This window comes from Streptomyces sp. NPDC085866, assembly GCF_044541035.1.
GTDB lineage: Bacteria > Actinomycetota > Actinomycetes > Streptomycetales > Streptomycetaceae > Streptomyces.
Genome location: NZ_JBITSQ010000013.1, coordinates 160,345 through 181,427 on the forward strand (window position 1 = coordinate 160,345; position 21,083 = coordinate 181,427).

Annotated in this window: 21 protein-coding genes; 13 read left to right on the forward strand and 8 right to left on the reverse strand. The window is 72.6% G+C overall.

What is annotated here, in order from left to right; genetic code table 11:
* The first annotated feature begins 31 nt into the window (after nt 1–31).
* The 5 genes from ACIF83_RS31270 to ACIF83_RS31290 are packed head-to-tail and all read left to right on the forward strand — an operon-like array spanning nt 32 to nt 7,201.
* Entirely contained in the window at nt 32–1,648 is a 1,617-nt protein-coding gene (locus ACIF83_RS31270; protein ID WP_399731925.1) for a PfaD family polyunsaturated fatty acid/polyketide biosynthesis protein, read from the forward strand.
* Nucleotides 1,648–3,360 (forward strand): acyl-CoA dehydrogenase family protein, encoded by a 1,713-nt coding sequence (locus tag ACIF83_RS31275; protein ID WP_393482379.1) that lies wholly within the window; start codon nt 1,648–1,650, stop codon nt 3,358–3,360. The genes ACIF83_RS31270 and ACIF83_RS31275 overlap by 1 nt, the downstream gene beginning before the upstream one ends.
* Nucleotides 3,360–5,165, forward strand: coding sequence for an acyl-CoA dehydrogenase family protein (locus ACIF83_RS31280; RefSeq protein ID WP_393482381.1), 1,806 nt, complete (start codon nt 3,360–3,362; stop codon nt 5,163–5,165). Before ACIF83_RS31275 ends, ACIF83_RS31280 begins: the two co-directional genes overlap by 1 nt.
* Nucleotides 5,147–5,893, forward strand: a complete 747-nt coding sequence (locus ACIF83_RS31285) for a 4'-phosphopantetheinyl transferase family protein (protein ID WP_398139655.1) — start codon at nt 5,147–5,149, stop codon at nt 5,891–5,893. Before ACIF83_RS31280 ends, ACIF83_RS31285 begins: the two co-directional genes overlap by 19 nt.
* Nucleotides 5,894–5,902: 9 nt before the next feature.
* Nucleotides 5,903–7,201, forward strand: a complete 1,299-nt coding sequence (locus tag ACIF83_RS31290) for an NAD(P)/FAD-dependent oxidoreductase (RefSeq protein ID WP_399731929.1) — start codon at nt 5,903–5,905, stop codon at nt 7,199–7,201.
* 6 nt (nt 7,202–7,207) lie between these two features.
* Here ACIF83_RS31290 and ACIF83_RS31295 read toward each other — a convergent pair whose 3' ends face one another.
* Nucleotides 7,208–7,828, reverse strand: a complete 621-nt coding sequence (locus tag ACIF83_RS31295; protein WP_393482390.1) for a MerR family transcriptional regulator — start codon at nt 7,826–7,828, stop codon at nt 7,208–7,210.
* 115 nt (nt 7,829–7,943) lie between these two features.
* On the opposite strand from ACIF83_RS31295, the gene ACIF83_RS31300 reads away from it, so the two are divergent.
* Nucleotides 7,944–8,342, forward strand: coding sequence for a DUF3291 domain-containing protein (locus ACIF83_RS31300; protein ID WP_399731933.1), 399 nt, complete (start codon nt 7,944–7,946; stop codon nt 8,340–8,342).
* 31 nt (nt 8,343–8,373) lie between these two features.
* Nucleotides 8,374–9,819: an MFS transporter gene (locus ACIF83_RS31305; RefSeq protein ID WP_393482396.1), complete on the forward strand. Its 1,446-nt coding sequence runs from the start codon at nt 8,374–8,376 to the stop codon at nt 9,817–9,819.
* Between the two features lie 49 nt (nt 9,820–9,868).
* On the opposite strand, the gene ACIF83_RS31310 is transcribed toward ACIF83_RS31305, so the two are convergent.
* The 3 genes from ACIF83_RS31310 to ACIF83_RS31320 all read right to left on the reverse strand — a co-directional run bounded on the left by ACIF83_RS31310 (nt 9,869) and on the right by ACIF83_RS31320 (nt 12,001).
* Nucleotides 9,869–10,495, reverse strand: a complete 627-nt coding sequence (locus tag ACIF83_RS31310) for a YigZ family protein (RefSeq protein ID WP_393482399.1) — start codon at nt 10,493–10,495, stop codon at nt 9,869–9,871.
* A gap of 61 nt (nt 10,496–10,556) precedes the next feature.
* Nucleotides 10,557–11,105 (reverse strand): SixA phosphatase family protein, encoded by a 549-nt coding sequence (locus ACIF83_RS31315; protein WP_393482402.1) that lies wholly within the window; start codon nt 11,103–11,105, stop codon nt 10,557–10,559.
* Nucleotides 11,102–12,001 (reverse strand): hypothetical protein, encoded by a 900-nt coding sequence (locus ACIF83_RS31320; RefSeq protein ID WP_393482404.1) that lies wholly within the window; start codon nt 11,999–12,001, stop codon nt 11,102–11,104. Before ACIF83_RS31320 ends, ACIF83_RS31315 begins: the two co-directional genes overlap by 4 nt.
* A gap of 142 nt (nt 12,002–12,143) precedes the next feature.
* Between ACIF83_RS31320 and ACIF83_RS31325 the strand changes: the two genes are divergently transcribed.
* The 3 genes from ACIF83_RS31325 to ACIF83_RS31335 all read left to right on the forward strand — a co-directional run bounded on the left by ACIF83_RS31325 (nt 12,144) and on the right by ACIF83_RS31335 (nt 15,690).
* Complete coding sequence (locus tag ACIF83_RS31325) at nt 12,144–12,551, forward strand: CoA-binding protein (RefSeq protein WP_393482407.1); 408 nt, start codon at nt 12,144–12,146, stop codon at nt 12,549–12,551.
* 202 nt (nt 12,552–12,753) lie between these two features.
* Nucleotides 12,754–14,391, forward strand: a complete 1,638-nt coding sequence (locus ACIF83_RS31330) for an APC family permease (protein ID WP_399731938.1) — start codon at nt 12,754–12,756, stop codon at nt 14,389–14,391.
* 75 nt (nt 14,392–14,466) lie between these two features.
* Complete coding sequence (locus tag ACIF83_RS31335; protein WP_399731941.1) at nt 14,467–15,690, forward strand: 4-hydroxybenzoate 3-monooxygenase; 1,224 nt, start codon at nt 14,467–14,469, stop codon at nt 15,688–15,690.
* Between the two features lie 217 nt (nt 15,691–15,907).
* Here the strand turns inward: ACIF83_RS31335 and ACIF83_RS31340 are convergent, their stop codons facing one another.
* Nucleotides 15,908–16,309, reverse strand: a complete 402-nt coding sequence (locus ACIF83_RS31340; protein WP_393482418.1) for an ArsR/SmtB family transcription factor — start codon at nt 16,307–16,309, stop codon at nt 15,908–15,910.
* 79 nt (nt 16,310–16,388) lie between these two features.
* Here ACIF83_RS31340 and ACIF83_RS31345 point away from each other — a divergent pair, with 79 nt between their 5' ends.
* Nucleotides 16,389–17,513 carry a cation diffusion facilitator family transporter gene (locus tag ACIF83_RS31345; protein WP_399731944.1) on the forward strand — a complete coding sequence of 375 codons (1,125 nt, stop codon included), beginning with the start codon at nt 16,389–16,391 and terminating at the stop codon, nt 17,511–17,513.
* A 2-nt stretch (nt 17,514–17,515) separates the two neighbouring features.
* On the opposite strand, the gene ACIF83_RS31350 is transcribed toward ACIF83_RS31345, so the two are convergent.
* Complete coding sequence (locus ACIF83_RS31350; RefSeq protein WP_399731946.1) at nt 17,516–18,073, reverse strand: YbaK/EbsC family protein; 558 nt, start codon at nt 18,071–18,073, stop codon at nt 17,516–17,518.
* Nucleotides 18,074–18,116: 43 nt separating this feature from the next.
* A complete protein-coding gene (locus ACIF83_RS31355) occupies nt 18,117–18,689 on the reverse strand; it encodes a helix-turn-helix domain-containing protein (protein ID WP_390774280.1) in 573 nt (190 codons plus the stop codon).
* Nucleotides 18,690–18,790: 101 nt separating this feature from the next.
* Here ACIF83_RS31355 and ACIF83_RS31360 point away from each other — a divergent pair, with 101 nt between their 5' ends.
* Complete coding sequence (locus ACIF83_RS31360; protein WP_399731950.1) at nt 18,791–19,648, forward strand: EamA family transporter; 858 nt, start codon at nt 18,791–18,793, stop codon at nt 19,646–19,648.
* A 1-nt stretch (nt 19,649) separates the two neighbouring features.
* Here the strand turns inward: ACIF83_RS31360 and ACIF83_RS31365 are convergent, their stop codons facing one another.
* Nucleotides 19,650–20,414: an acyltransferase gene (locus ACIF83_RS31365; protein ID WP_399731953.1), complete on the reverse strand. Its 765-nt coding sequence runs from the start codon at nt 20,412–20,414 to the stop codon at nt 19,650–19,652.
* A 110-nt stretch (nt 20,415–20,524) separates the two neighbouring features.
* Here ACIF83_RS31365 and ACIF83_RS31370 point away from each other — a divergent pair, with 110 nt between their 5' ends.
* Nucleotides 20,525–21,052: a gamma carbonic anhydrase family protein gene (locus ACIF83_RS31370; RefSeq protein WP_398139662.1), complete on the forward strand. Its 528-nt coding sequence runs from the start codon at nt 20,525–20,527 to the stop codon at nt 21,050–21,052.
* Nucleotides 21,053–21,083: the final 31 nt, after the last annotated feature.

Sequence of the window (21,083 nt, forward strand, 5' to 3'; positions counted from 1 at the left end):
CGCCGCGCACAGCCGAGGAGCACTGTTGTCCATGAGCACCCCCCAGGCCCCTCTCCGCTGGTACGGGGACGGGTATCCGAGCGTGGAGCCGGCGGGGATCAACCAGGTCCTGAGCCGGGTGGAAGAGCCCTGCTTCATCGTGTCCACGGCCCAGGGCACCGGCGCGGTGGCCGGCGGCACGGCCGCCCCTGGCGGGGACGGTCCTGGCGTCCTGGCCGCCGCCCCGGCGCTGCCCCCGCAGCGGCTCGGCTCGGCCGGTTTCCGTGCCGCGCACGGTGTGCGGCAGTCGTACATGGCCGGCGCGATGGCGGGCGGCATCGCCTCCGCCGACCTGGTGATCGCGCTGGCCCGGCAGGGCTTCCTCGCCTCGTTCGGCGCGGCGGGCCTGCTGCCGGAAACCATCGGGAAGGCGCTGGGCCGGTTCGCGGCCGAGATCCCCGGTCTGCCGTACGCCGTCAACCTGATCCACAGCCCGAGCGAGGACCGGCTGGAGCGCGAGGCGGTCGAGCTGTTCCTGCGGGGCGGAGTGCGCTGCGTGGAGGCATCGGCCTTCATGGGGCTGACCCCGCATCTGGTCCGGTACCGGCTGGCCGGGCTGCGGCAGGACCCGTCGGGGCGGGTGGTGGCCGAGAACCGGGTCATCGCCAAGGTGTCCCGGGCCGAGACCGCCGAGCGGTTCATGCGCCCCGCCCCGGCCGCGCTGGTCGACACGCTGCTGCGGGACGGTCTGGTCACCGCCGAGCAGGCGCGGCTCGCGCATCTGCTGCCGCTCGCCGACGACATCACGGTGGAGGCGGACTCCGGCGGGCACACCGACCGCCGCCCGCTGCCCGCGCTGTTCCCGGTCATCCTGCGGGTGCGCGACCAGATCCAGCGCGAGCACCGCTACGCCACCCCGATCCGGGTCGGCGCGGCCGGCGGTCTCGGCACCCCGACGGCGGTGGCCGCCGCGTTCGCCATGGGCGCCGCCTATGTGGTGACGGGATCCGTCAACCAGTCCTGTCTGGAGTCCGGCACCTCCCCGGCCGCCCGCGAGCTGCTCGCGCAGGCGGACGTCGCGGACTGTGCGATGGCCCCGGCGGCCGACATGTTCGAGATGGGCGTGGAGCTCCAGGTGCTGCGCCGGGGCTCGATGTTCGCGATGCGGGCGCAGCAGCTGTACCGGCTCTACCAGGCGTACGGCGGCATCGAGGCGCTGCCCGCCGAGGAGCGGGCGCGGCTGGAGTCGCAGATCTTCCGGCGTCCGCTGGAGGACGTCTGGCAGGAGTGCGTCCGGTACTTCACCCGGCGCGACCCCGAGCAGCTGGCCCGGGCGGCGGACAGTCCCAAGCGCCGGATGGCCCTGGTGTTCCGCTGGTACCTGGGCATGGCCTCGCGCTGGGCGGTGACCGGCGAGGCCGACCGGGCGGCCGACTACCAGATCTGGTGCGGCCCGGCGATGGGCAGCTTCAACGCCTGGGTGTCCGGCAGCTATCTGAAGACCCCGGAGAACCGGACGGTGGCCGATGTCGCCCACCACCTGATGCGCGGCGCGGCCTTCCACACCCGGATCGCCCAGCTGGCCACCGCCGGCGTGACCCTGCCGTCGGCGGCGGCCGACTACCGCCCGGTCCCGCTGGAGCTGCCCGCCCTGACGGAGGCCGTGTGATGGGCGAGCTGACACCCGAGTCGGTGGAGGAACTCCTCGGCGATCCCGAGGACCCGGGCAATCCGTACGGGTTCGCCGCGGCGGTCGCCCGGGACGAGGCCGACGCCCACCCGGAGGAGCTGTGCGACCGGCTGGTCTCGGCGGGCTTCCACCTCAACTACCTGCCGAGGGAGTGGGGCGGCGCGTTCGAGTCGTTCGACCGCAGCCTGACCCTGGTGCGCGCGGCGGCCCGGCGGGACGTGAACGTCATGCCGGGCACCATGTTCGGCATCATCGCCGCCACCTGTCTGCAGCTGCACGGCGACGAGGACCAGCGGACCCGGACGGCGGACATCCTCACCCGGGGCGGCACGGTGGCGTTCGCGCTGACCGAGGCCGAGCACGGCAGCGACCTGCTGTCGGGCCAGGTGCGGCTGGACGACGACGGGCTGCTGCACGGCGAGAAGTGGATGGTCGGCAACGGCCTGCGCTGCGAGGCCGTGTACGTGGTGGCCCGCACCGGCGCCCGCGGTCCGGGTGCGTTCTCCGCCTACCTGCTGGACGCGCAATGGGCCGGGCGCAACGGTCTGGTCCGGGAGCCGGCCGCCCGTACCGGCGGCATGCGGGGCGTGGACACCGCGCGGCTGCGCTTCGCCGGCCTCCCGGTTCCCGAGCACGCCCTGGTGGGCAAGGTCGGGGAGGGTCTGGAGGTGGCGGTCCTCGCCCAGCAGGCGGTGCGGCTGATGAGCATGGCGGGCAGCCTCGGCTGCGCGGACACCGCGCTGCGCCTGACCCTCGGCTTCGCCGCCGAGCGCCGGGTCGCCCGTGTGCCCCTGCTCGACGTGCCCCATCCGCGCCGGGACCTGGCTGTCGCCTCGGCGGCGCAACTCGCGGCCGACGCGGTGGCGCTGGCCGCCGCACGGGGCGTGCACGTCGTGCCGGGGGTGTTCAGCGTCTGGGCGCTCGCGGCCAAGCACGTCGTCGCGGAGGCCACGGACGACCTGGTCCGGCGCTGTGCCGCAGTGCTCGCCACCCGCGCGGTGCTGCGTGAACAGGCGCCCGGCGCGGGCATGTTCCAGAAGATCCAGCGGGACGTGGCGGTGGTCCGGGTGATCGACGCGAGTCCGCTGGCGAACCTGCGCGCCTATGCCGCCCAGATCCCGACTCTGGTCACCCGGGAGGAGGCGCCCGCCGCGGACACCGTGCGCCGGATCTTCGCGCTGGACGCCGAACTGCCGTCGTACGACCCCGCACGGCTGGACCTCGTCGCGCGCGGCGCGGACCCCGTCCTCGGCGCTCTGCCCGGGGTCGCCGCCGGGACCCTGGAGCACCTGGGCGACGACCCGGCGGCCGCCCTGGTGCGCCGGCTCGGCGGTGCCGTGACCGGGCTCGGTCCGCGGGCGGCCGCCGTGCGTGAGCGGGACGCCGATCCCAACGCGCTGGTGGACCTGGCCGAGCGGTACGCCTGGGTGCACGCGGCCGCCGCCTGCCTGCACCTGTGGTGGCACAACCGGGACCGGCCGCTGTACGGCGCCGAGCCGGGTGCCACCGGCTGGCTGCGGGCGACGCTCGCCTACCTGCTCGCCCGCGCCGAAGGCGTCGACCCGCGCCGCCACGGCCCCGACCTGCTGCCCGCCCTCGACACCACGCTGGCGCTCGGCCGGTCCGGACGGCTGATGACCGCCGTGCCGGTGCGTCTCGCTTCCGCCTCTCACCCGATGGAGGACTCCTGATGTCCCAGGCCGAGTTGACCGAACTGGCCGAGCGGCTCGAGCAGTACCTCGGCGATCCGCACGACCCGGAGAGCCGGATGTCGTTCGCCGAGGTGCTCGACCACGACGAGCGCGACGCCTTCCCGTACGGGTTCGTCAGTCTGCTGCGCCGCTGGGGGTTCCTGGACTACGGTCTGCCCGCCGAGCAGGGCGGCAAGGCCGGCAACCCGGAGACCGGGTTCACGCTGATGCGGCTGGTGGCGCGGCGCGACGGGGCGACGGCCATCGCGCTCGGGCTGACCAACGCCGCGTTCACCCCGCTGTGGATCGCCGGCAGCGACGAGCAGAAGCGGCGTCAGATCGACGCCGTCCACCAGGGGGTCGGGCTCGCCTGGGGGCTGTCCGAGGCCGCGCACGGCAGCGATCTGCTCAGCAACGAGGTGGTCGCGGAGCGGGTCGAGGGCGGCTACCGGCTCACCGGTGAGAAGTGGCCGATCGGCAACGCCACCTTCGCCGACCGGATGGTCGTCTTCGCGCGCACCGGGGCGCGTCAGGGCGCCGGGGACTACTCGATCCTCGTGGTCGACAAGTGGCGGGCCGAGGCCGGGACGGTCCGCGAGACGCCCCTGCTGAAGCTGCACGGCGTACGGGCCCTGGACCTGAGCGGGCTGCGGTTCGACGGCGTCCTCGTCCCGGAGTCCGACCTGGTCGGCGCCGAGGGGCAGGGGCTGGAGATCGCCCTGAAGACCAGCCAGACCGCGCGCCTGGTCATCCTCAGCCTGGCCCTGTCGGGCGTGGACACCTCGCTGCGCACGGCGCTGGAGTTCGCCCAGGACCGGATCCTGTTCAACCGCCCGGTCGTGGAGGTTCCGTACACGGGGCGTCAGTTGGCGGAGTCCTTCGCCGATCTGATGGTGGCGGACGCGGTGTGCCTCGGCGCCGTCCGCAGCGTCCAGGCCTCGACCGGACAGGTGAGCGTCTTCTCCTCCGCCGCCAAGTACCTGGTGCCGACCCTGCTGGAGGAGACCCTGGCGCGGCTGAACGTGGTGCTCGGGGCTCGCGTGTTCCTGCGCACCCACCCCCGCTTCGGCATGCACCAGAAGATGCTGCGCGACATCCTGGTGACCAACATGGCCGACGGGAACACCGTCGTGAACCTGCGCAACATCGGCCACCAGCTGGGCTCGCTGCTGGAGAAGGGCCGCAGCGCCGATGCCGACGTGCGCGCCGAGGCGGCGTCGCGGGTGGCCGTGCTCTACAGCATGGATGCCGAACTTCCGCTCTACCGGCCCGCGTTGCAGGAGCTGTCCAACCGGGGCCTGGACGACGCGGTGCTGGCCGCGCCCGACTCCCTGATCCGGCTGCGGGTGCTGGCCGACCGGGCCGCGGACAAGGACCGCGACCGGCTGCTGCTGGCCGCCGACGTGGCGACCGAACTGCTGGGCCGGCTGCTCCCGCTGGAGGAGCGGGCGGACCGGTTGCGCGCCGAGCTGGGGCGTGGCTTCGCGCACTCGGCCGAGCTGTTCGACCTGGCCAAGGAGTACTGCCTGGTGCACGCGGCCGCCGCGTGCGTGCACACCTACGTCCACTCGCACGGTCTGATGGCCGAACCGCTGCCGAGTCCCTCGCTGCTCCTGCTCCAACTGGAGCGCATCAATCGGCAGTTCCACCCGTACGAGGCCTACCGTGACCCGGCCGCCGTGGACGAGGTCCTCGCCGTGCTGACCCGGCTGCACGACGACAACCGGCTGCTGTCGCACTGGCCGATCACGCTGGCCGAGCGGACCGCGCCCACGGAGGGTGCCCGGTGCGCGGAAGCCCGCTGACGCACGCCGCCGCGGCGCCGGGCGCGGGAGTGGCCGATCTGTGGACGCTGCCCGAGCACCGGGTGCCGGAGCTGGCCGCGCGGCTGGGCGGCCCGGACCTGCTGGCCCCGGACGAGCGCACCCGGCACGACCGGCTGCTGCGGACCGGCTCCCGGCGCCGTTTCCTGGGCGGACGGCTGCTCGCCCGGCTGGCCCTGAGCAGTCGCACGGGGCTGCCGCCGGACACCTGGCGGTTCGTCCGCGGTGCGGGCGGGCGCCCGGAGCCGGTCCCGGACACGGACGGGCTGCGCTTCAACCTGTCGCACACGGACGGTCTGATCGTCTGTGTGCTCACCCGCGGTCGCGGTTGCGGTGCGGACGTGGAGCGCGTCCCCTTCGACGCGGAGAAGACGCGTCTGCTGCACGCCTTCCTGGGCCCGGCGGACCCCGACCTGGCCACGAGCGAGCGATGGGTGCTGGCCGAGGCCTATCTCAAGGGGGTGGGCGTCGGTCTCGCCGGGGGCCTGAAGGACCTCCGCTTCCGGCACCAGGGCGGCGGCCGGTTCGCCGTCACGGACGGGGGCCGGCCGGACCTGGCGCACCGCTGGCGGCTCGACCTGCTGCGCCCCTCCCGGCACCACCTCGTGGCCGTGGCGACCGAGGGCGGCGGCACCCTGCGCCGGCACGAGCCCGGAACCGCCCTCCCCCGTACTCCCCTCACCTCCCTTCCCGACCCTCTGCGACCGTAAGGACCTGCCATGTCCCAGCACACGCCGACCGTCGCCGTGATCGGCGCCGGCCCCGCCGGTCTGTCCGCCGCCTACCATCTGCGCGACCGGGCCCGGATCACCGTCTTCGAGCGTGAGGACCGCCCCGGCGGCCACGCCAACACCGTGGAGGTCGAGGAGAGCGGGCACGTGCTCGGCCTGGACACGGCGTTCATCGTCTGCAACCGCCGGTTCTACCCGCAGCTGACCGGGTTCTTCGACGAGCTCGGCGTGGACACCGTCCCGCATCCGGGCGGCTTCACCTTCTTCGACCTCGACAACGGGCTCGAGTACGGCACCGAGGAGCTGGAACTCGACGAGGGCGCGATCGAGGAGCGGTACGCCGCCCGGCACCCCGGGTTCCCGGACGTCTGGCGGGAGGTGCGCCGCTTCCACGAGGAGAGCCGGCGCGACTTCGTCCGCGGCCGCGCCGACATGTCGATGGGTGACTACCTCGACCAGGGCGGATACAGCGAGGAGTTCCGCCACTCGTATCTGATCCTGCTCTGCTCGGCCGTCTGGTCGGTGCCGGCCGAGCTGGTCTGGGAGATGCCGGCGGCCACGGTCATCGCGTTCTTCGTCGGCCACGACGAGGGCGGCCTCGGCGGCCGCCGGGTGGACTGGCGCACGGTGGGCGGCGGTTCGATCTCCTACGTGCGCAAGGCGCTCGCGGCGACCGGCCCCGACCTCCGGGTGTCCTCACCGGTCACCGCCGTACGGCAGGAGGCGGACGGGGTCAGCGTGACCACGGCCGCCGGCTCCGAGCGGTTCGACCACGCGGTGCTGGCCACGCACGCCGACGAGGCGTTCGCCCTGCTGCAGAACCCCACGAGCGCCCAGCGCACCGCGCTGGAGGGCGTCCGTTACAGCAGGTCGCGCGTGGTGCTGCACACCGATCCGACGCTGATGCCCACCGCCGCCGAGAGCTGGCGGGCCTGGAACTACGGCAAGGTCCAGGTGGACGGCGCGACCCGCTGCTTCGTCACGTACTACCTGAACCGGCTGCAGGACTTCGAGGCCGAGCGGGACTATTTCGTCACCCTCGACCCGCCCCGCCCGGTCGGCCCGGAGACGGTCGTCCGCGAGTTCGACTACACCCACCCGGTCATCGACATGGCGCTGCGCGAGCGGCAGTCCGTGATCTACGAGGCCAACGAGGGCACCCGGGTCAAGCTGGCGGGGTCGTACTTCCACTCCAAGCAGCTGGGCCCGGATCTGATCGGGTCCCACGAGGCCGCGTTCGCGGCCGGGTCTCAGGCCGCGGCCGAGATCCTGCGCGAGCTGTCCTGACGCGTCTCAGTGCTCGGTGTGCCGCCGTGCCGACTCGTTCTCCTGAGCCATGCGCCTGAGCGCCAGCAGCGCGGGCTCCAGGAGGACGGTCAGCAGCAGCGCGTGCTCGGCCAGTTCCAACGGGTCCTCGATGCCGTCCAGTTGGTCGAGATCGAGGACCGCGGTCCGCTCGGCGAGCCGGGCGTACGGCAGCAAGGTGCGCCAGTCCCGCGGGACGCCCAGCGAGCGCAGCGAGGCCAGGGTCTCGGCGAGCGCGGCACGGGCGGGCGCCGACTCGTGCACGTCCCAGCCCAACTCCTTGACCAGTGCGTCGACTTCGGCCGTCTCGGGGGCCTGCTCGGCGGGCTCCTCGGCCAGCCGGATCGCGCCGAGGGCGAGGCCGAGGGTGCGGTGGGTGTCGCCGGTGTGCTGGTCCAGGGCGTCGAGGAGGTCCCGGGTGGTGCTGACGGACAGCCCGCGCACGCCGGTCAGCGCGCGGATCAGACGGAGCCGGCGCAGGTGCTGCTCGTCGTACTCGGCCTGGGTCGCGGCGGTCTGCCGGCCGGCCGGGAGCAGGCCCTCACGAAGGTAGTACTTGATCGTCGTGACGGAGACGCCGCTGCGGCGGCTCAGCTCGGACATGCGCATCGGATCGGCTCCGCTCTTGAAAACTGGATACCTTCACTGCCTAACATAGATAGTATAGGTATCCAATTTTGGGTCCCTCCCCTCGCCCTGCCTCTGACCCGAGAAGGCCGCAGCCATGCCGACCCTGCCCTGGACCACCGTCAACAAGCCCGCGCCGGATGCCGAGGCGTTCGTCATGGCGTCCCGTCTGGAGGTCCGCTCCCTCAAGGACGTACCGCGCTTCTTCCTCAAGTCCCTGGTTGCCTGGAGGCAGGTCTCCAGCGCGCCCGGCGCCTACGGCGCCTCGCTCATCGCCGAACCCTTCAAGCACACCTTCTGGACGCTGTCCGCCTGGCAGGACAAGGACGCGCTCCACACGTACGCCCGGACCGAGCCGCACAAGTCGATCATGACCGGCCTGCGGTCCACGATGAAGCACTCGGTCTTCACGTTCTGGGAGGTCCGGGCGGCGGACCTGCCCATCGACTGGTCGGACGCCAAGCGGCGGCTGGCCGAGCAGAACACGAACGCCTGACCCCGCTCACCCTCATCAGGAGACCCCTGTCATGACGCTGTCCGAAGAAAACCCGGTCCTCGACGATCCGGTCGTCGCCGACCCGGAGCGCACGGGTCGGCGCGTTCCGCTCTGGCTCGCGATCGTCGCCTGCAGCGTGCCGATGTTCATGGTCGCGCTCGACAACCTCGTCGTCTCCACGGCCCTGCACACCCTGGCCGTCGACCTGAAGGCCGACACCCAGGAACTCCAGTGGTTCGTCAACGCCTACGTCCTCAGCTTCGCCTGCCTGCTGATGACGGGGGCCGCGCTCGGTGACCGGTTCGGCCGCCGGCAGGTGTTCGTGCTCGGCATCATCGTGTTCACGCTGGCCTCCGCGGGCTGCGGTCTCGCCGACACCAGCGCCCAGCTGATCACCTTCCGCACGGTCCAGGGCTTCGGCGCTGCGGCCGTGATGCCGCTGTCGCTGACCCTGCTGTCCCAGGCCGTGCCGGACCGGATGCGCGGGCTGGCGCTGGGCCTGTGGTCGGGGATCAGCGGCCTGGCCGTCGCGATGGGCCCGGTGGTCGGCGGTGCAGTGGTCGACGGGCTGGACTGGCGGTGGATCTTCTGGATCAACGTGCCGGTGGGCGTCGTCGCCGTCCCCCTCATCCTGCTGACGCTGCGCGAGAGCTCGCTGCCGGGGATCCGCCTCGACCTGGTCGGCATGCTGCTGGCCGCGGCCGGACTGTGCGCTGTCGTGTGGGCCATCGTGCACGGCGACACCGACGGCTGGCGTTCGGCGAAGGTGCTGGGCGCCTTCGCCGGGGGTGCGGTGCTGCTCGCCGTGTTCGTGCTGTGGGAGGCCAGGGCCGCGCAGCCGATGCTGCCCCTGTCCTTCTACCGGATACGGGCCTTCACGCTCACCAACATCGTCTCCGCGGCCATGTACTTCGGTGTCTTCGGCTCGCTCTTCCTGCTCGCCCAGTACCTGCAGATCGTGCCCCCGCGGACCCCGCTGGAGGCCGGTGTGCGCACCCTGGCCTGGACGCTGATGCCGATGTTCGTCGCCCCCGTCGCCGGTGTGCTCACGAACAGGGTCGGCGGCGGCCGTCTGATGGCGCTCGGCCTGTTCCTGCAGGGGGTGGGCCTCGGCTGGATCAACCTGGTCGCGGACACCGACACCGCCTACTCGGCCATGGTCGGCCCGATGATCGTCGCGGGCATCGGCATGGGCTTCGTCTTCGCGCCCACGGCCGCGGTGGTGCTCGCCTCGGTCGCCAAGGAGCACGCGGGCAAGGCCTCCGGCGCGAACACCACGGTCCGCGAGATCGGGGGGGCACTCGGCATCGCCGTGCTCAGCACGGTGTTCGTGGCGCACGGCAGCACCCGCAGCCCCCAGGATTTCGTCGACGGCCTGCACCCCGCGGTGTGGGTCGGCGTCGCCGTGGTCCTGGTCGGCGCCCTGTGCGCGCTGGGTATTCCGCGCCCGCGGAGCAAGGCCTCCGAGGAGGCGTGAACGTCGGAGAGGCGTGAAGTCCGGCCGACCCCGTAGGGCGCGCCGGACCTCACGCGTCTCCGTAGGCCTCTCCGCCCAGCTCGAATCCGGCCGAGCCCGCCGTCGCATCGGCCAGCCAGCCGCGGAAGGCGTCCACGTCGGCGTCCGGCAGGCCGATCTCGATGGTGACGGCCTCGCCGTAACGGACGTCCCGGACCTCCCGCCCGGTGGCGCGCAGGTCGTTCTGGATCTTGCCGGCGCGCTGGTGGTCGACGGTCACCGTGGCCAGCCGGAAGCGACGCCGGGTGAGCGTGCCGACCTCGTCCAGGGCCTCGCCGACCGCTCCGCCGTAGGCCCGGATCAGCCCGCCCGCGCCCAGCTTCACACCGCCGTAGTACCGGGTGACGACGGCGACGACGTACCGCATCTCACGGCGCAGCAGCATCTGCAGCATGGGCACGCCGGCGGTGCCGCCCGGTTCCCCGTCGTCGCTGGCCTTCTGCACGGACGCGTCGGCGCCGATGACGTACGCCCAGCAGTTGTGGGTGGCGTCGGCGTGCTCCTTGCGGACGGCCGCGACGAACTCCTGGGCCTCCTGCTCGGTGGCCGCCGGGGCGAGAGCGCACAGGAAACGGGAGCGGTTGATCTCGGTCTCGTGCACGCCCGCGCGGGCTACGGTGCGGTACTCGTCCTGCATTCCGTCAGCCTATGCGAGCGCCGGGCCGTCCTTGATCGCGGTGCGCCTCCGCCGGGCCCGGCTACCCCTTCTCCTTCCTGCCCCGCGGCACGATGAACGAGGTCAGCAGGGCGGTGCCCGGGGCCAGGGCAGGCCAGCCGGTGGCGCGCCAGGTCAGTACGGCGATCGCGGAGGTCGGGAACTTCACGCGCACCTGCTCGAGCGTGTCCTCCAGACCGTCCCCGGCCAGCTCGAGGACCAGCTCCTCCAACCCGGGGTTGTGCCCGACCAGCAGCAGCGTCTCCACCTCGCGCGGCGCCTCGCGCACGACCTCGAGCAGCTCCGGTACGTCCGCCCCGTACAGCCTGCGGTCGTAGCGCACCGGGGGTGGCGTGCCCCACTGGGCGGAGGCCAGCTCCCAGGTGCGGCGGGCACGTACGGCGGTGGAGCACAGAGCGAGGTCGGGCAGGCAGTCGGCCTCGGCGAGGGCACGCCCGGCGGCCGGGGCGTCCCGCAGGCCGCGCGGGGCGAGCGGACGCCGGTGGTCCTCGACACCCTCGGGCCAGGCGGACTTGGCGTGCCGCAGGACAACCAGCCGGCGCAGCGGGCCCGCGCCCGCGCGCTCGATCACGCGAAGCTCCCGAGGTCACGGGCGAGGTCGAGGGCGAGCAGGCGGTCCGCGTACACGTACGTCTCGAACCGGGCCCCGTCGGGCAGCTCCGGGGCACTCTCCACGTCCCGCAGCACAGCCAGCACCCCGGGCAGGTCCAGATCGTCCTCCCACGCGGCCCGCAACCGCACCCGCACCGCATCGGGCACCGGACGCGAGGGCTGCCGCGCCCACCCGGCGACGGCCCGCCGCCAGCGGGCGAGGCCCTGCGCCGCCTCTGCGAGTGCGTCGGTGTCCAGCCGTACCGCCGTGTTCCGGGGCACGGAGAGAAGGGCGAGGCGCAGGGCGGTGGGGTCGGAGAGGAGGGCCGGGAGACCGAGAGGGGGCCGTTCACCCGGCGAGCGGGGTGCGGCGGCCTCCCCGGCGGCGGGGGCGGCGTGGAGTGGCGCCTCCGCAGCGGTGCCCGAGCCGTGTCCGCCCGTACCCGTGCCGCTGCGCGGCGATCTGCCCGACCCGCCCAGCCGCTCCTCGTCCCCCGCTTCCGCCGCCGACCACACCGCCGGGGCGACCGTCAGCAGGGGGCCCTCGCTCGGCATGGTCCCGGTGTTCTCGGCCACCACGTGGATCACCTGCGCCTCTCCCAGCCCGGATGCGAGGTCGCGGCCGTCCTCGAAGGGGCGGATGGCGAGGTTCGTCGCGGCCGTGCGGAGTTCGGCGTGCCGGTGGGGCGCGGTGAGGATCGTCCAGACGGGGGTGCCGCCGAGTTCCAGGGCGCGGACCAGGACGTCGGCGGTGAGCAGTACCCGCAGGGCCGTCAGGTCGAGGCCCGAGGCGTAGGCCTCGATGCGGGTCAGGCCACGCCGGGCGGGCGCGGCGGTGACGGGCTCACCGGTTCGGGCGTCGAGGATGCGCAGCACGGCCCGAGCGTAGGCGTGCGGAGGACCGTACGCAGGCACCTTGCGCCGATTCCGGTCGCCGTGGCGGGGTTCCGGGGGGAATCAGCGCCTGAAGTGCGCTGTTTTCGCCCGACGACAGTTACCGCAGCCCGAGGAGGCGGCCGTGTACGGCGACGAAGCGACGATCCGCAGGATTCTGACCGAGCTGGGCGACACCTGGGCGGTTGTCGGCCTGTCCGCCAACCAGCGGCGGGCCGCGTACGGCGTGGCGCAGGTGCTGCAGCGCTACGGAAAGCGGATCGTGCCGGTGCACCCGAAGGCGGAGACGGTGCACGGCGAGCAGGGCTACGCCTGCCTCGCGGACATCCCCTTCGAGGTCGACGTCGTCGATGTCTTCGTCAACAGCGAGCTGGCCGGAGCAGTCGCCGACGAGGCCGTCGCCAAGGGCGCGAAGGCGGTCTGGTTCCAGCTCGGAGTGGTGGACGAGGCCGCCCACGAGCGGGCCCGGGCGGCGGGGCTTGACATGGTCATGGACCGCTGCCCGGCGATCGAAATTCCCCTCCTCAGCTGACTGTCTCACCTTCTTCTCACAATTCTCGGCTGAATATTGACATTCGAGCCACCCTCTGACCTGTGCGAATACTGAGACCAAGAGGGGCAAGATCCGAGGTCAAGACTTCACCAAGAGTCTTTTGGCGGCGCAGAAAGCATCCCTACTGTGTGGCGCTGTTGTTCGTTAAGTCTGCGTTAAACGATCTGAGAGGCCACTTGACATGGTGAAAGTCGACCATGCAGCGCCCATAACCGCGAAGGACCAGGGCGGCCTGCGCCGTGACGTCGGCCTGATCGGTCTGATGTGGGCCTCCGTGGGCTCCATCATCGGGTCCGGCTGGCTGTTCGGCGCCGAGAAGGCCGTCGTGGTCGCGGGCCCCGCGGCGATCATCTCGTGGGTGATCGGCGCGGTGGCCATCGTGCTGCTGGCGCTGGTGCACGCCGAGCTCGGCGGCATGTTCCCGGTGGCCGGTGGCACTGCCCGCTACCCGCACTACGCCTTCGGCGGCCTGGCCGGCATGTCGTTCGGCTGGTTCTCCTGGCTCCAGGCGGCCACCGTGGCGCCGATCGAGGTCGAAGCCATGATCGGCTACGCCAAGCACTGGAGCTGGGCCGACGGGCTGCAGCGCACGGACGGAACGCTCACCGCGAGTGGCATCGTCACCGCGGTCGTCCTCATGGCGGTCTTCGTCGCGGTCAACTTCCTCGGTGTCCGTGTCCTCGCCCACACCAACAGCGCCGCCACCTGGTGGAAGATCGCCGTCCCGCTCGCCGCGATCTTCGTCATCGCCATCGGCAACTTCCACCCGGGCAACTTCACCTCCGAGGGCTTCGCGCCCTTCGGTGCCAAGGGCGTCCTCGGTGCGATCAGCTCCAGCGGCATCATCTTCGCGCTGCTCGGCTTCGAGCAGGCGATCCAGCTGGCCGGCGAGAGCCGCAACCCGAAGCGTGACCTGCCCCGCGCGACCCTCGGTTCGGTGGCGATCGGCTCGGTGATCTACATCCTGCTCCAGGTCGTGTTCATCGTCGCGCTGCCGCACAGCTCCTTCGCGCAGGGCTGGGCGAAGCTCGACTTCCCCGGCATCAGCGGCCCCTGGGCGGGTCTGGCCACGCTGGTGGGCCTCGGCTGGCTGAGCTTCGTCCTGTACGCCGACGCCATCATCTCCCCCGGCGGCACCGGCCTGATCTACACCACCGCCACCTCCCGCATCTCCTACGGCCTGGCCAAGAACGGCTACGCGCCGAAGGTGTTCGCCAAGACGGACAAGCGCGGTGTGCCGTGGTTCGGCCTGGTGGTCTCGTTCGTGACCGGTGTGATCTGCTTCCTGCCGTTCCCCAGCTGGCAGGAGCTGGTCAGCTTCATCACCTCGGCGAGCGTCCTGATGTACGCAGGCGCGCCGCTGGCCTACGGCGTCTTCGCCGACCGCCTGCCGCACCACGAGCGCCCGTACCGGCTGCCCTTCGGCAAGTTCGTCTCGCCGCTGTCGTTCGTGGTCGCCAACCTGATCATCTTCTGGTCCGGCTGGGACACCCTGTGGCGGCTCGGCGCTGCGATCCTGATCGGCTACGTGCTGCTCGGTTCCTACGCCTGGTACGCGATCCGCAAGAACCTGCCCGACGCGCCCCGGCTGGACTTCAAGGCCGCGCAGTGGCTTCCCGGTTACCTGGCCGGCCTCGGTGTGATCTCCTACCTGAGCACCTTCGGCGGCAACGGCACCATCCCGCTGTACTGGGACATCGCGGTGGTCACGGTGTTCTCCCTGGTCATCTACTACTGGGCCAAGGCCACCGCCTCGAAGACCGAGGCGATCGAGCGCAGCATCGAGGAGGTCGTGGTCACCGACGCTCCGGCGCACTGACCCCGCACCTCACCCGGTGTCCCGTCAGCCGCGGCAACTGCGCCGTGGCTGACGGGACACCGTCATAATGCCGGGGTGACGCACCCCTCCCCCCACCCCAACTCCATGCCCGAGGAACGCCGTACGGTCGTCGTCGTGGGCGCCGGGCCCGCCGGGCTCACCGTCGGCACGATCCTGCGGGACGCCTCCGTCGACTGCGTGGTCCTGGAGACCGAGAGCAGGCAGTTCATCGAGACCCGGCCGAGAGCCGGTGTGATCGAGGAATGGGCGGTACGCGAACTCGCGCGCCGCGGCCTGACGGCGAACCCGCTGGAGCGGGCCCAGGTGCACGACACCTGCGAGTTCCGCTTCGGCGGCGAACGGTTCCGGTTCTCCTACGGCCACCTCACGGGCCACCACCACTACGTCTACCCGCAGCCGCTGCTGGTGACGGATCTGGTGCGGGAGTACGCCGACGTACGCGGCGGCGACATCCGCTTCGGTGTGCGCGACGTGCAACTGCACGACCTGGACTCGGACCGGCCCGCGGTGTCGTACCGGTGCCCGGAGACCGGTGAACGGCGGCTGCTGCGCTGCGAGTTCGTCGCGGGCTGCGACGGAGCGCGCGGGCTGACCCGGGACGCGATGCCCCCGGAGGGGACACGGATCGCTCGGCAGGACGACGGCATCGGCTGGCTGGCGCTGCTCGCCGAGGCCCCGCCCTCCTCCGACTGCGTCCTGTTCGGCGTCCACCCGAACGGCTTCGCCGGGCACATGGCCCGCAGCCCCGAGGTCACCCGCTACTACCTGCAGTGCCCGCCCGGCGACGATCCCGGGAACTGGCCGCACGAGCGGGTCTGGGCCGAGCTGCACGCCCGGCTCGGCGCGGCCGGCGCGCCGCCGCTGACCGAGGGCCGGCTGATCGAGAAGCGCGTGCTGGACATGCACCACTACGTCGTCGAACCCCTTGCCCACGGGCGGCTGTTGCTGGCCGGAGACGCCGGTCATCTCACGGCGCCGATCGCGGCCAAGGGCATGAACCTCGCCCTGCACGACGCCTTCCTGCTCGGCGACGCGCTCGTCGGGCAGCTCACCCGGGGCGACAGGGGCGGCCTGGACGGCTACTCGGAGGCGGCCTTGCGGCGAGTGTGGGACTACCAGGAGTTCTCGCAGTGGCTGTCGGACATCTACCACGGGGTCGCCTCGGGTGATCCCTTCCGGGCCGGCACCACGATCGCCCGGCTGCGCCGCCTGTTCACCTCGCCCGCCGCCGCGGCGGCCTTCGCCGAGCAGTACCTGGGCGCGGCCACCGTGTTCTGAGCGCACGCCGGCCGCATCAGGCGGCGACCGCCGCGCGCGGCCGGGTCAGGTACAGGACCGCCCCGGCGAGAGCGAGCAGGACGACCGCGAGGGCCATGGCCAGGCCGGCCGGCGAAGTGGCGCTCCCAAGCCCCCAAGGCGCATGAGAGTCGCACGGGAGGCACCCCAGGGCCCTGCCGTGGCGGCGGCGACCGGCGATCCGGACCAGGTGCCGGCCCTACTGGAGCGGCTCAGCGCCCTGGTGCGGCGACCCGTTCGACCCCGCTGCGGTGACCCGTTCGGCGAGGCGGTGGTCGGCCACCTTCAGCGCCTCGTCGACCAGGCGGCGCAGATGGCCGTCGCGCAGCGCGTAGACCACGCGGCGGCCCTCCTTGCGGGTGCTCACCAGGCCCGCGAGGCGCAGCCGGGCCAGGTGCTGGCTGACGGCGGGGCGGGCGGCGCCGCACACCTCGGTGAGGGTGGTGACGTCGGCCTCGCCTGCCGTCAGGGCGTGCAGCAGGGTGAGGCGGGTACGGTCGCCGAGCAGGGCGAGGAGTTCGGCGGCCACCGTGAACTGCTCGTCGCCCGGGGTGCGCGGCTGCGCATGGTGCGCAGGTGATAGGTGCATGCGTGCGCTCATACGCACATAATGGCTCCGTGGGCGGCGCGCGTCCATTCCCACCCGCGCGTTCGTTCCCACCCACCGGAAGGGGATCCACGTGAGCGACCGGCACACGCACGGGCACGGCCAGCAGCCCCATGGCCAACCCCACGAGCAGGGCCTACCCCACGAGCACGGTCACCACGACGACCGTGGCCACGACCACGGTCACCGCCATGCTCATCCCCACCCCTCCCCCGGCCTGCGCCACCGCCTCGCCCATCTCCTCACCCCGCACTCTCACGAGACCGCCGACAAGCTCGATCCCGCCCTGGAGTCCTCGGCGCGGGGCATGCGCGCACTGTGGGTGTCACTGGCCGTGCTCGGGGCGACCGCGCTGGCACAGGCCGTGGTGGTGGCCCTCTCCGGTTCGGTGGCGCTGCTCGGGGACACCGTGCACAACGCGGCCGACGCGCTGACGGCCGTACCGCTGGGCATCGCCTTCGTGCTGGGGCGGCGGGCGGCGACCCGGCGGTTCACCTACGGCTACGGGCGCGCCGAGGATCTCGCGGGGCTCGCGATCGTGCTGACCATCGCCGCCTCCGCCGCGTTCGCGGCCTGGGCGGCCGTCGGGCGGCTGCTGGACCCGCGCCCGGTGGCACATCTGCCGGCCGTCGCGGTGGCCGCGCTGGTCGGGTTCGTGGGCAACGAATGGGTGGCCCGGTACCGGATCCGGGTGGGCCGGGAGATCGGCTCGGCCGCGCTGGTGGCCGACGGGCTGCATGCGCGGACGGACGGATTCACCTCACTGGCCGTGCTGTTCGGGGCCGGCGGGTCGGCCCTCGGCTGGCACCTGGCCGACCCGCTCGTGGGGCTGGCGATCACCGCCGCGATCACGCTGGTGCTGCGGGACGCGGCGCGGGAGGTGTTCCGGCGGGTGATGGACGCCGTCGACCCGGCGCTGGTCGACCGGGCCGAGCGGGCGGTGCGTGCGGTGCCGGGCGTGCGCGAGGTGGGTGAGCTGCGGCTGCGGTGGATCGGGCACCGGCTGCGGGCCGAGCTGGCGGTCGTGGTGGACGGCGAGGTGTCGGTCCGCCAGGCGCACGCGATCGCCGTCGAGGCGGAACACGCCCTGCTGCACGCCGTACCGAGGCTCACGGCCGCCCTGGTGCACGCCGACCCGGCACCGGTGCCGGGCGAGACGGACCCGCATCTGGCCCTCGCCCATCACCTGACGGCCTGACCTCAGGCGACCCCGAGCCCCTCGAGCACCACGGCACCGGGCAGCCCGGCGAGCGCCTTGCCCGGGACCAGCAGCTTGCCGCGGCGACGCCCGCTGCCGACCAGGACGTAGGGCAGGTCGACGACGGCAGCGTCCACCAACACCGGCCAGTCGGCGGGCAGTCCGACCGGGGTGATGCCGCCGTACTCCATGCCGGTCTCGCCGGTCGCGGTGTCCATCGCGGCGAACGACGCCTTGCGGGCACCGAGTTGGCGGCGCACCACGCCGTTCACGTCGACCCGGGTGGTGGAGAGCACCACACACGCCGCGAGGGTCGTCCCGCCGCCGCGCTTACCCGCGACCACCACACAGTTCGCCGACCGCTCCAGCAGGTCGCGGCCGTAGTGCTCGACGAAGACGGCCGTGTCGGCCCAGCGCGGGTCGGTCTCGACGTAGAGGATCCGGTCGGCGGGGACGCCGCCCCGCCAGTGGCGTACGGCGTCGGCGACCGGGGCGGTCAGTTCGTCCAGGCAGTCGGGGGCGGGGGTGGCGGTGTCGAAGTCGCCGATGGGTGCGCGCATGGCCGCACGCTAGCAAGGCCCGGCCGCCCGCCGTACGGGCATCTCAGTGCACGGGCGGCACCGAGACCGCCATGACCATCTCCATCGGTACGTCGCCGGTGTTGCCGTACACATGCGGGAGGTTGGCCTCGAAGGAGGCGCTCGCGCCGGTCGGGACGCGGTACTCCTCGCCGTCCACGGTGAGCGTCAGCTCACCCGCGGTGACGTGGACCAGTTCGACCGTGCCGCCGGGGTGCGGTTCGGAGGGGCTGCGCTCGCCCGGCATCAGCCGCCAGTCCCACATTTCCAACGGTCCGGGCGCCTCGGTGCCGGCGAGGAGCCGGTTGTAGCTGCCGGCGTCGGTGTGCCACAGCCGTACGGCCCGTTCGGCGGGGACGATGCGGACCTTCGGGCCCTGCTCGTAGTCGAGGAGGGTGGTGATGCTGACGCCGAGCGCGTCGCCGATCTTGACGACGGTGCCGATGCTCGGGTTGGTGCGGGCCTGCTCGATCTGGATGAGCATGCCGCGACTGACACCGGCCCGGGCGGCGAGCACGTCCAGGGTGAAGCCGCGCACCGCGCGCCAGTGCTTGACGTTGCGCGCCAGGGACTGGGTCAGAAGTTCGAGGTCCGACACGTTCCGTCCAATGGGTTCAATATTCTGGATGGCAGAGTTCACTGAATCGAACTACGGTGGGATGCACCCGCTCGTTCATCAAACTGTACTGCGAGGCATCAGTGACAGCGTTCTTCGCCCTGACCACCAGCCTCCTGTGGGGTCTGGCCGACTTCGGCGGCGGGCTGCTGACACGACGCACGCCCGCGCTGACGGTGGTGGTCGCCTCCCAAACGATCGCGGCGGCGGTGCTGGGCGCGATCGTGGTCGCGACCGGCGGCTGGAGCGAGGCCGGGCCACGGCTGTGGTTCGCGGTCGCGGCCGGCCTGGCCGGGCCGTTGGCCGTGTTCGCCTTCTACAAGGCGCTCGCCCTGGGCCCGATGGGCGTGGTCTCCCCGCTGGCCACGCTCAGTGTGGCCGTGCCGGTCGGTGTGGGCCTGATCCTCGGCGAACGCCCGGGGGCCCTGCAGGTCGCCGGCATCGCGGTCGCCGTCACCGGTGTCGTCCTCGCGGGCGGCCCCCAGCTGCGCGGAGCGCCCGTGCAACGGCAGACGATCCTGCTCACGCTGGTCGCGGCGCTGGGCTTCGGCACGGTGTTCGCCCTGATCACGGAGGCCTCGACCAACGTCACCGGCCTCTTCCTCTCCCTCTTCGTGCAGCGCGTGACGAGCGTCGCCGCGGGCGGCGCGGCCCTGTACGCGTCGGTCCGGCGGGGCAACCCCGCCCTGCCGGAGGGCGGTCTGCCCCGGGCCTCGCTGCCGGCGCTGGCCTTCGTCGGCCTCGCGGACGTGGCGGCCAACGGCACCTACGCGGTCGCCGCCCAGCACGGCCCGGTCACCGTGGCGGCGGTGCTCGCCTCCCTCTACCCCGTGGTCACCGCGCTGGCCGCACGCGGCTTCCTCAGCGAGCGGCTGCGCGCCGTACAGGCCGCGGGCGCGGGCCTCGCCCTGGTGGGGACGCTGCTGCTGGCGACCGGCTGACTCAGCCGTCGGCCTCCAGGCGGGCCAGCCGTTCCACGCCCTCCTCGTCGAGGTCGGCCAGCGCGCGCAACTGCTCCGGCGTGACCCCCTCCGGGAGCGGCACCGGCGCGGGGGTCCTCAGCGGCGGCTGCCAGCCGCCCTCGGGCGTCCAGCGCCGTACGACCCGGGCGGGCGCCCCCGCCACCACGGCGTGGTCGGGCACGGCCCCGCGCACCACGGCGCCGGCCGCCACGACCACGTTCCGGCCGATCCGGGCCCCCGGCAGGATCACCGCGCCCGTGCCGATCCAGCAGCCCGGTCCGATCTCCACCGGCTCCATCCGCGGCCACTGCCTGCCGATGGGCTCGTGCGGGTCGTCGTAGGAGTGGTTGGTGGAGGTGACGTAGACGTACGGCCCGAAGTAGCAGTCGCGGCCGATCGTGACCGTGGTGTCGGCGATGACATGGCTGCCCCGGCCGAGGACGACGCCGTCGCCGATGCGCAGGATCGGGTCCGGGCCGAGGTCCAGGTCCGGCATCAGGCCGGCGGTGAGGGTGACCTGCTCGCCGATGATGCAGTGGGATCCGAGGTGGATCCAGGGCTCGCCGAAGACCGTGCCGAGCGGGAAGGCCAGCCGGGTGGCTTCGCCGATCGAGCCGAAGTGGAGGCGGCCGGGGTTCTCGGCGGTCACCGACCCTGTGCGCTGGACCCACGCCCAGCCCGCGTGGACGGCGCGCTGCACCAGTCGGTGTCGCCAGGATGAGAACGTGTTCTTGCTCTTCGGCACGGGCTCAAGTTACTCGGCGGGAGCCTTCGGTATGAGGGCAGGCTGCTGTGATCTTTGCCCCACCCCTGACGTACGGTGCGGAGTACCACTGACATGGCGAGGAGACGGTGATGACGCAGAAGGCGCTGATCGTGGGCATCGGGGGGAAGGAGCCCCGGCTCGATGCGGATGTGTTCGTGGCGCCCACGGCATCGGTGATCGGCGATGTCACGCTGCACACCGGGGCGAGTGTCTGGTACGGGGCCGTGCTGCGGGGTGACGTCGAGCGGATCACCGTGGGTGCTCAGGCGAACGTGCAGGACAACGTCACGCTGCACGCGGATCCCGGGTTTCCGGTGAGCGTCGGGGAGCGGGTGTCCATCGGGCACAACGCGGTCGTTCACGGCGCGACCGTGGAGGACGACTGTCTCGTCGGGATGGGGGCGACCGTCCTCAACGGGGCCGTGATCGGGGCGGGGTCGCTCGTCGCGGCTCAGGCGTTGGTGCCTCAGGGGATGGTGGTGCCGCCCGGGTCGCTGGTGGCGGGGGTACCGGCGAAGGTCAGGCGGGCGTTGTCCGAGGAGGAGCGGCAGGGGGTCACCCTGAACGGCACCATGTACGCGGAGTTGGCCAAGGCGCATCGCGGGGTGCATGAGTAGGTCGTCCGGCGGGTGCGGGTGCGTGGGGGTC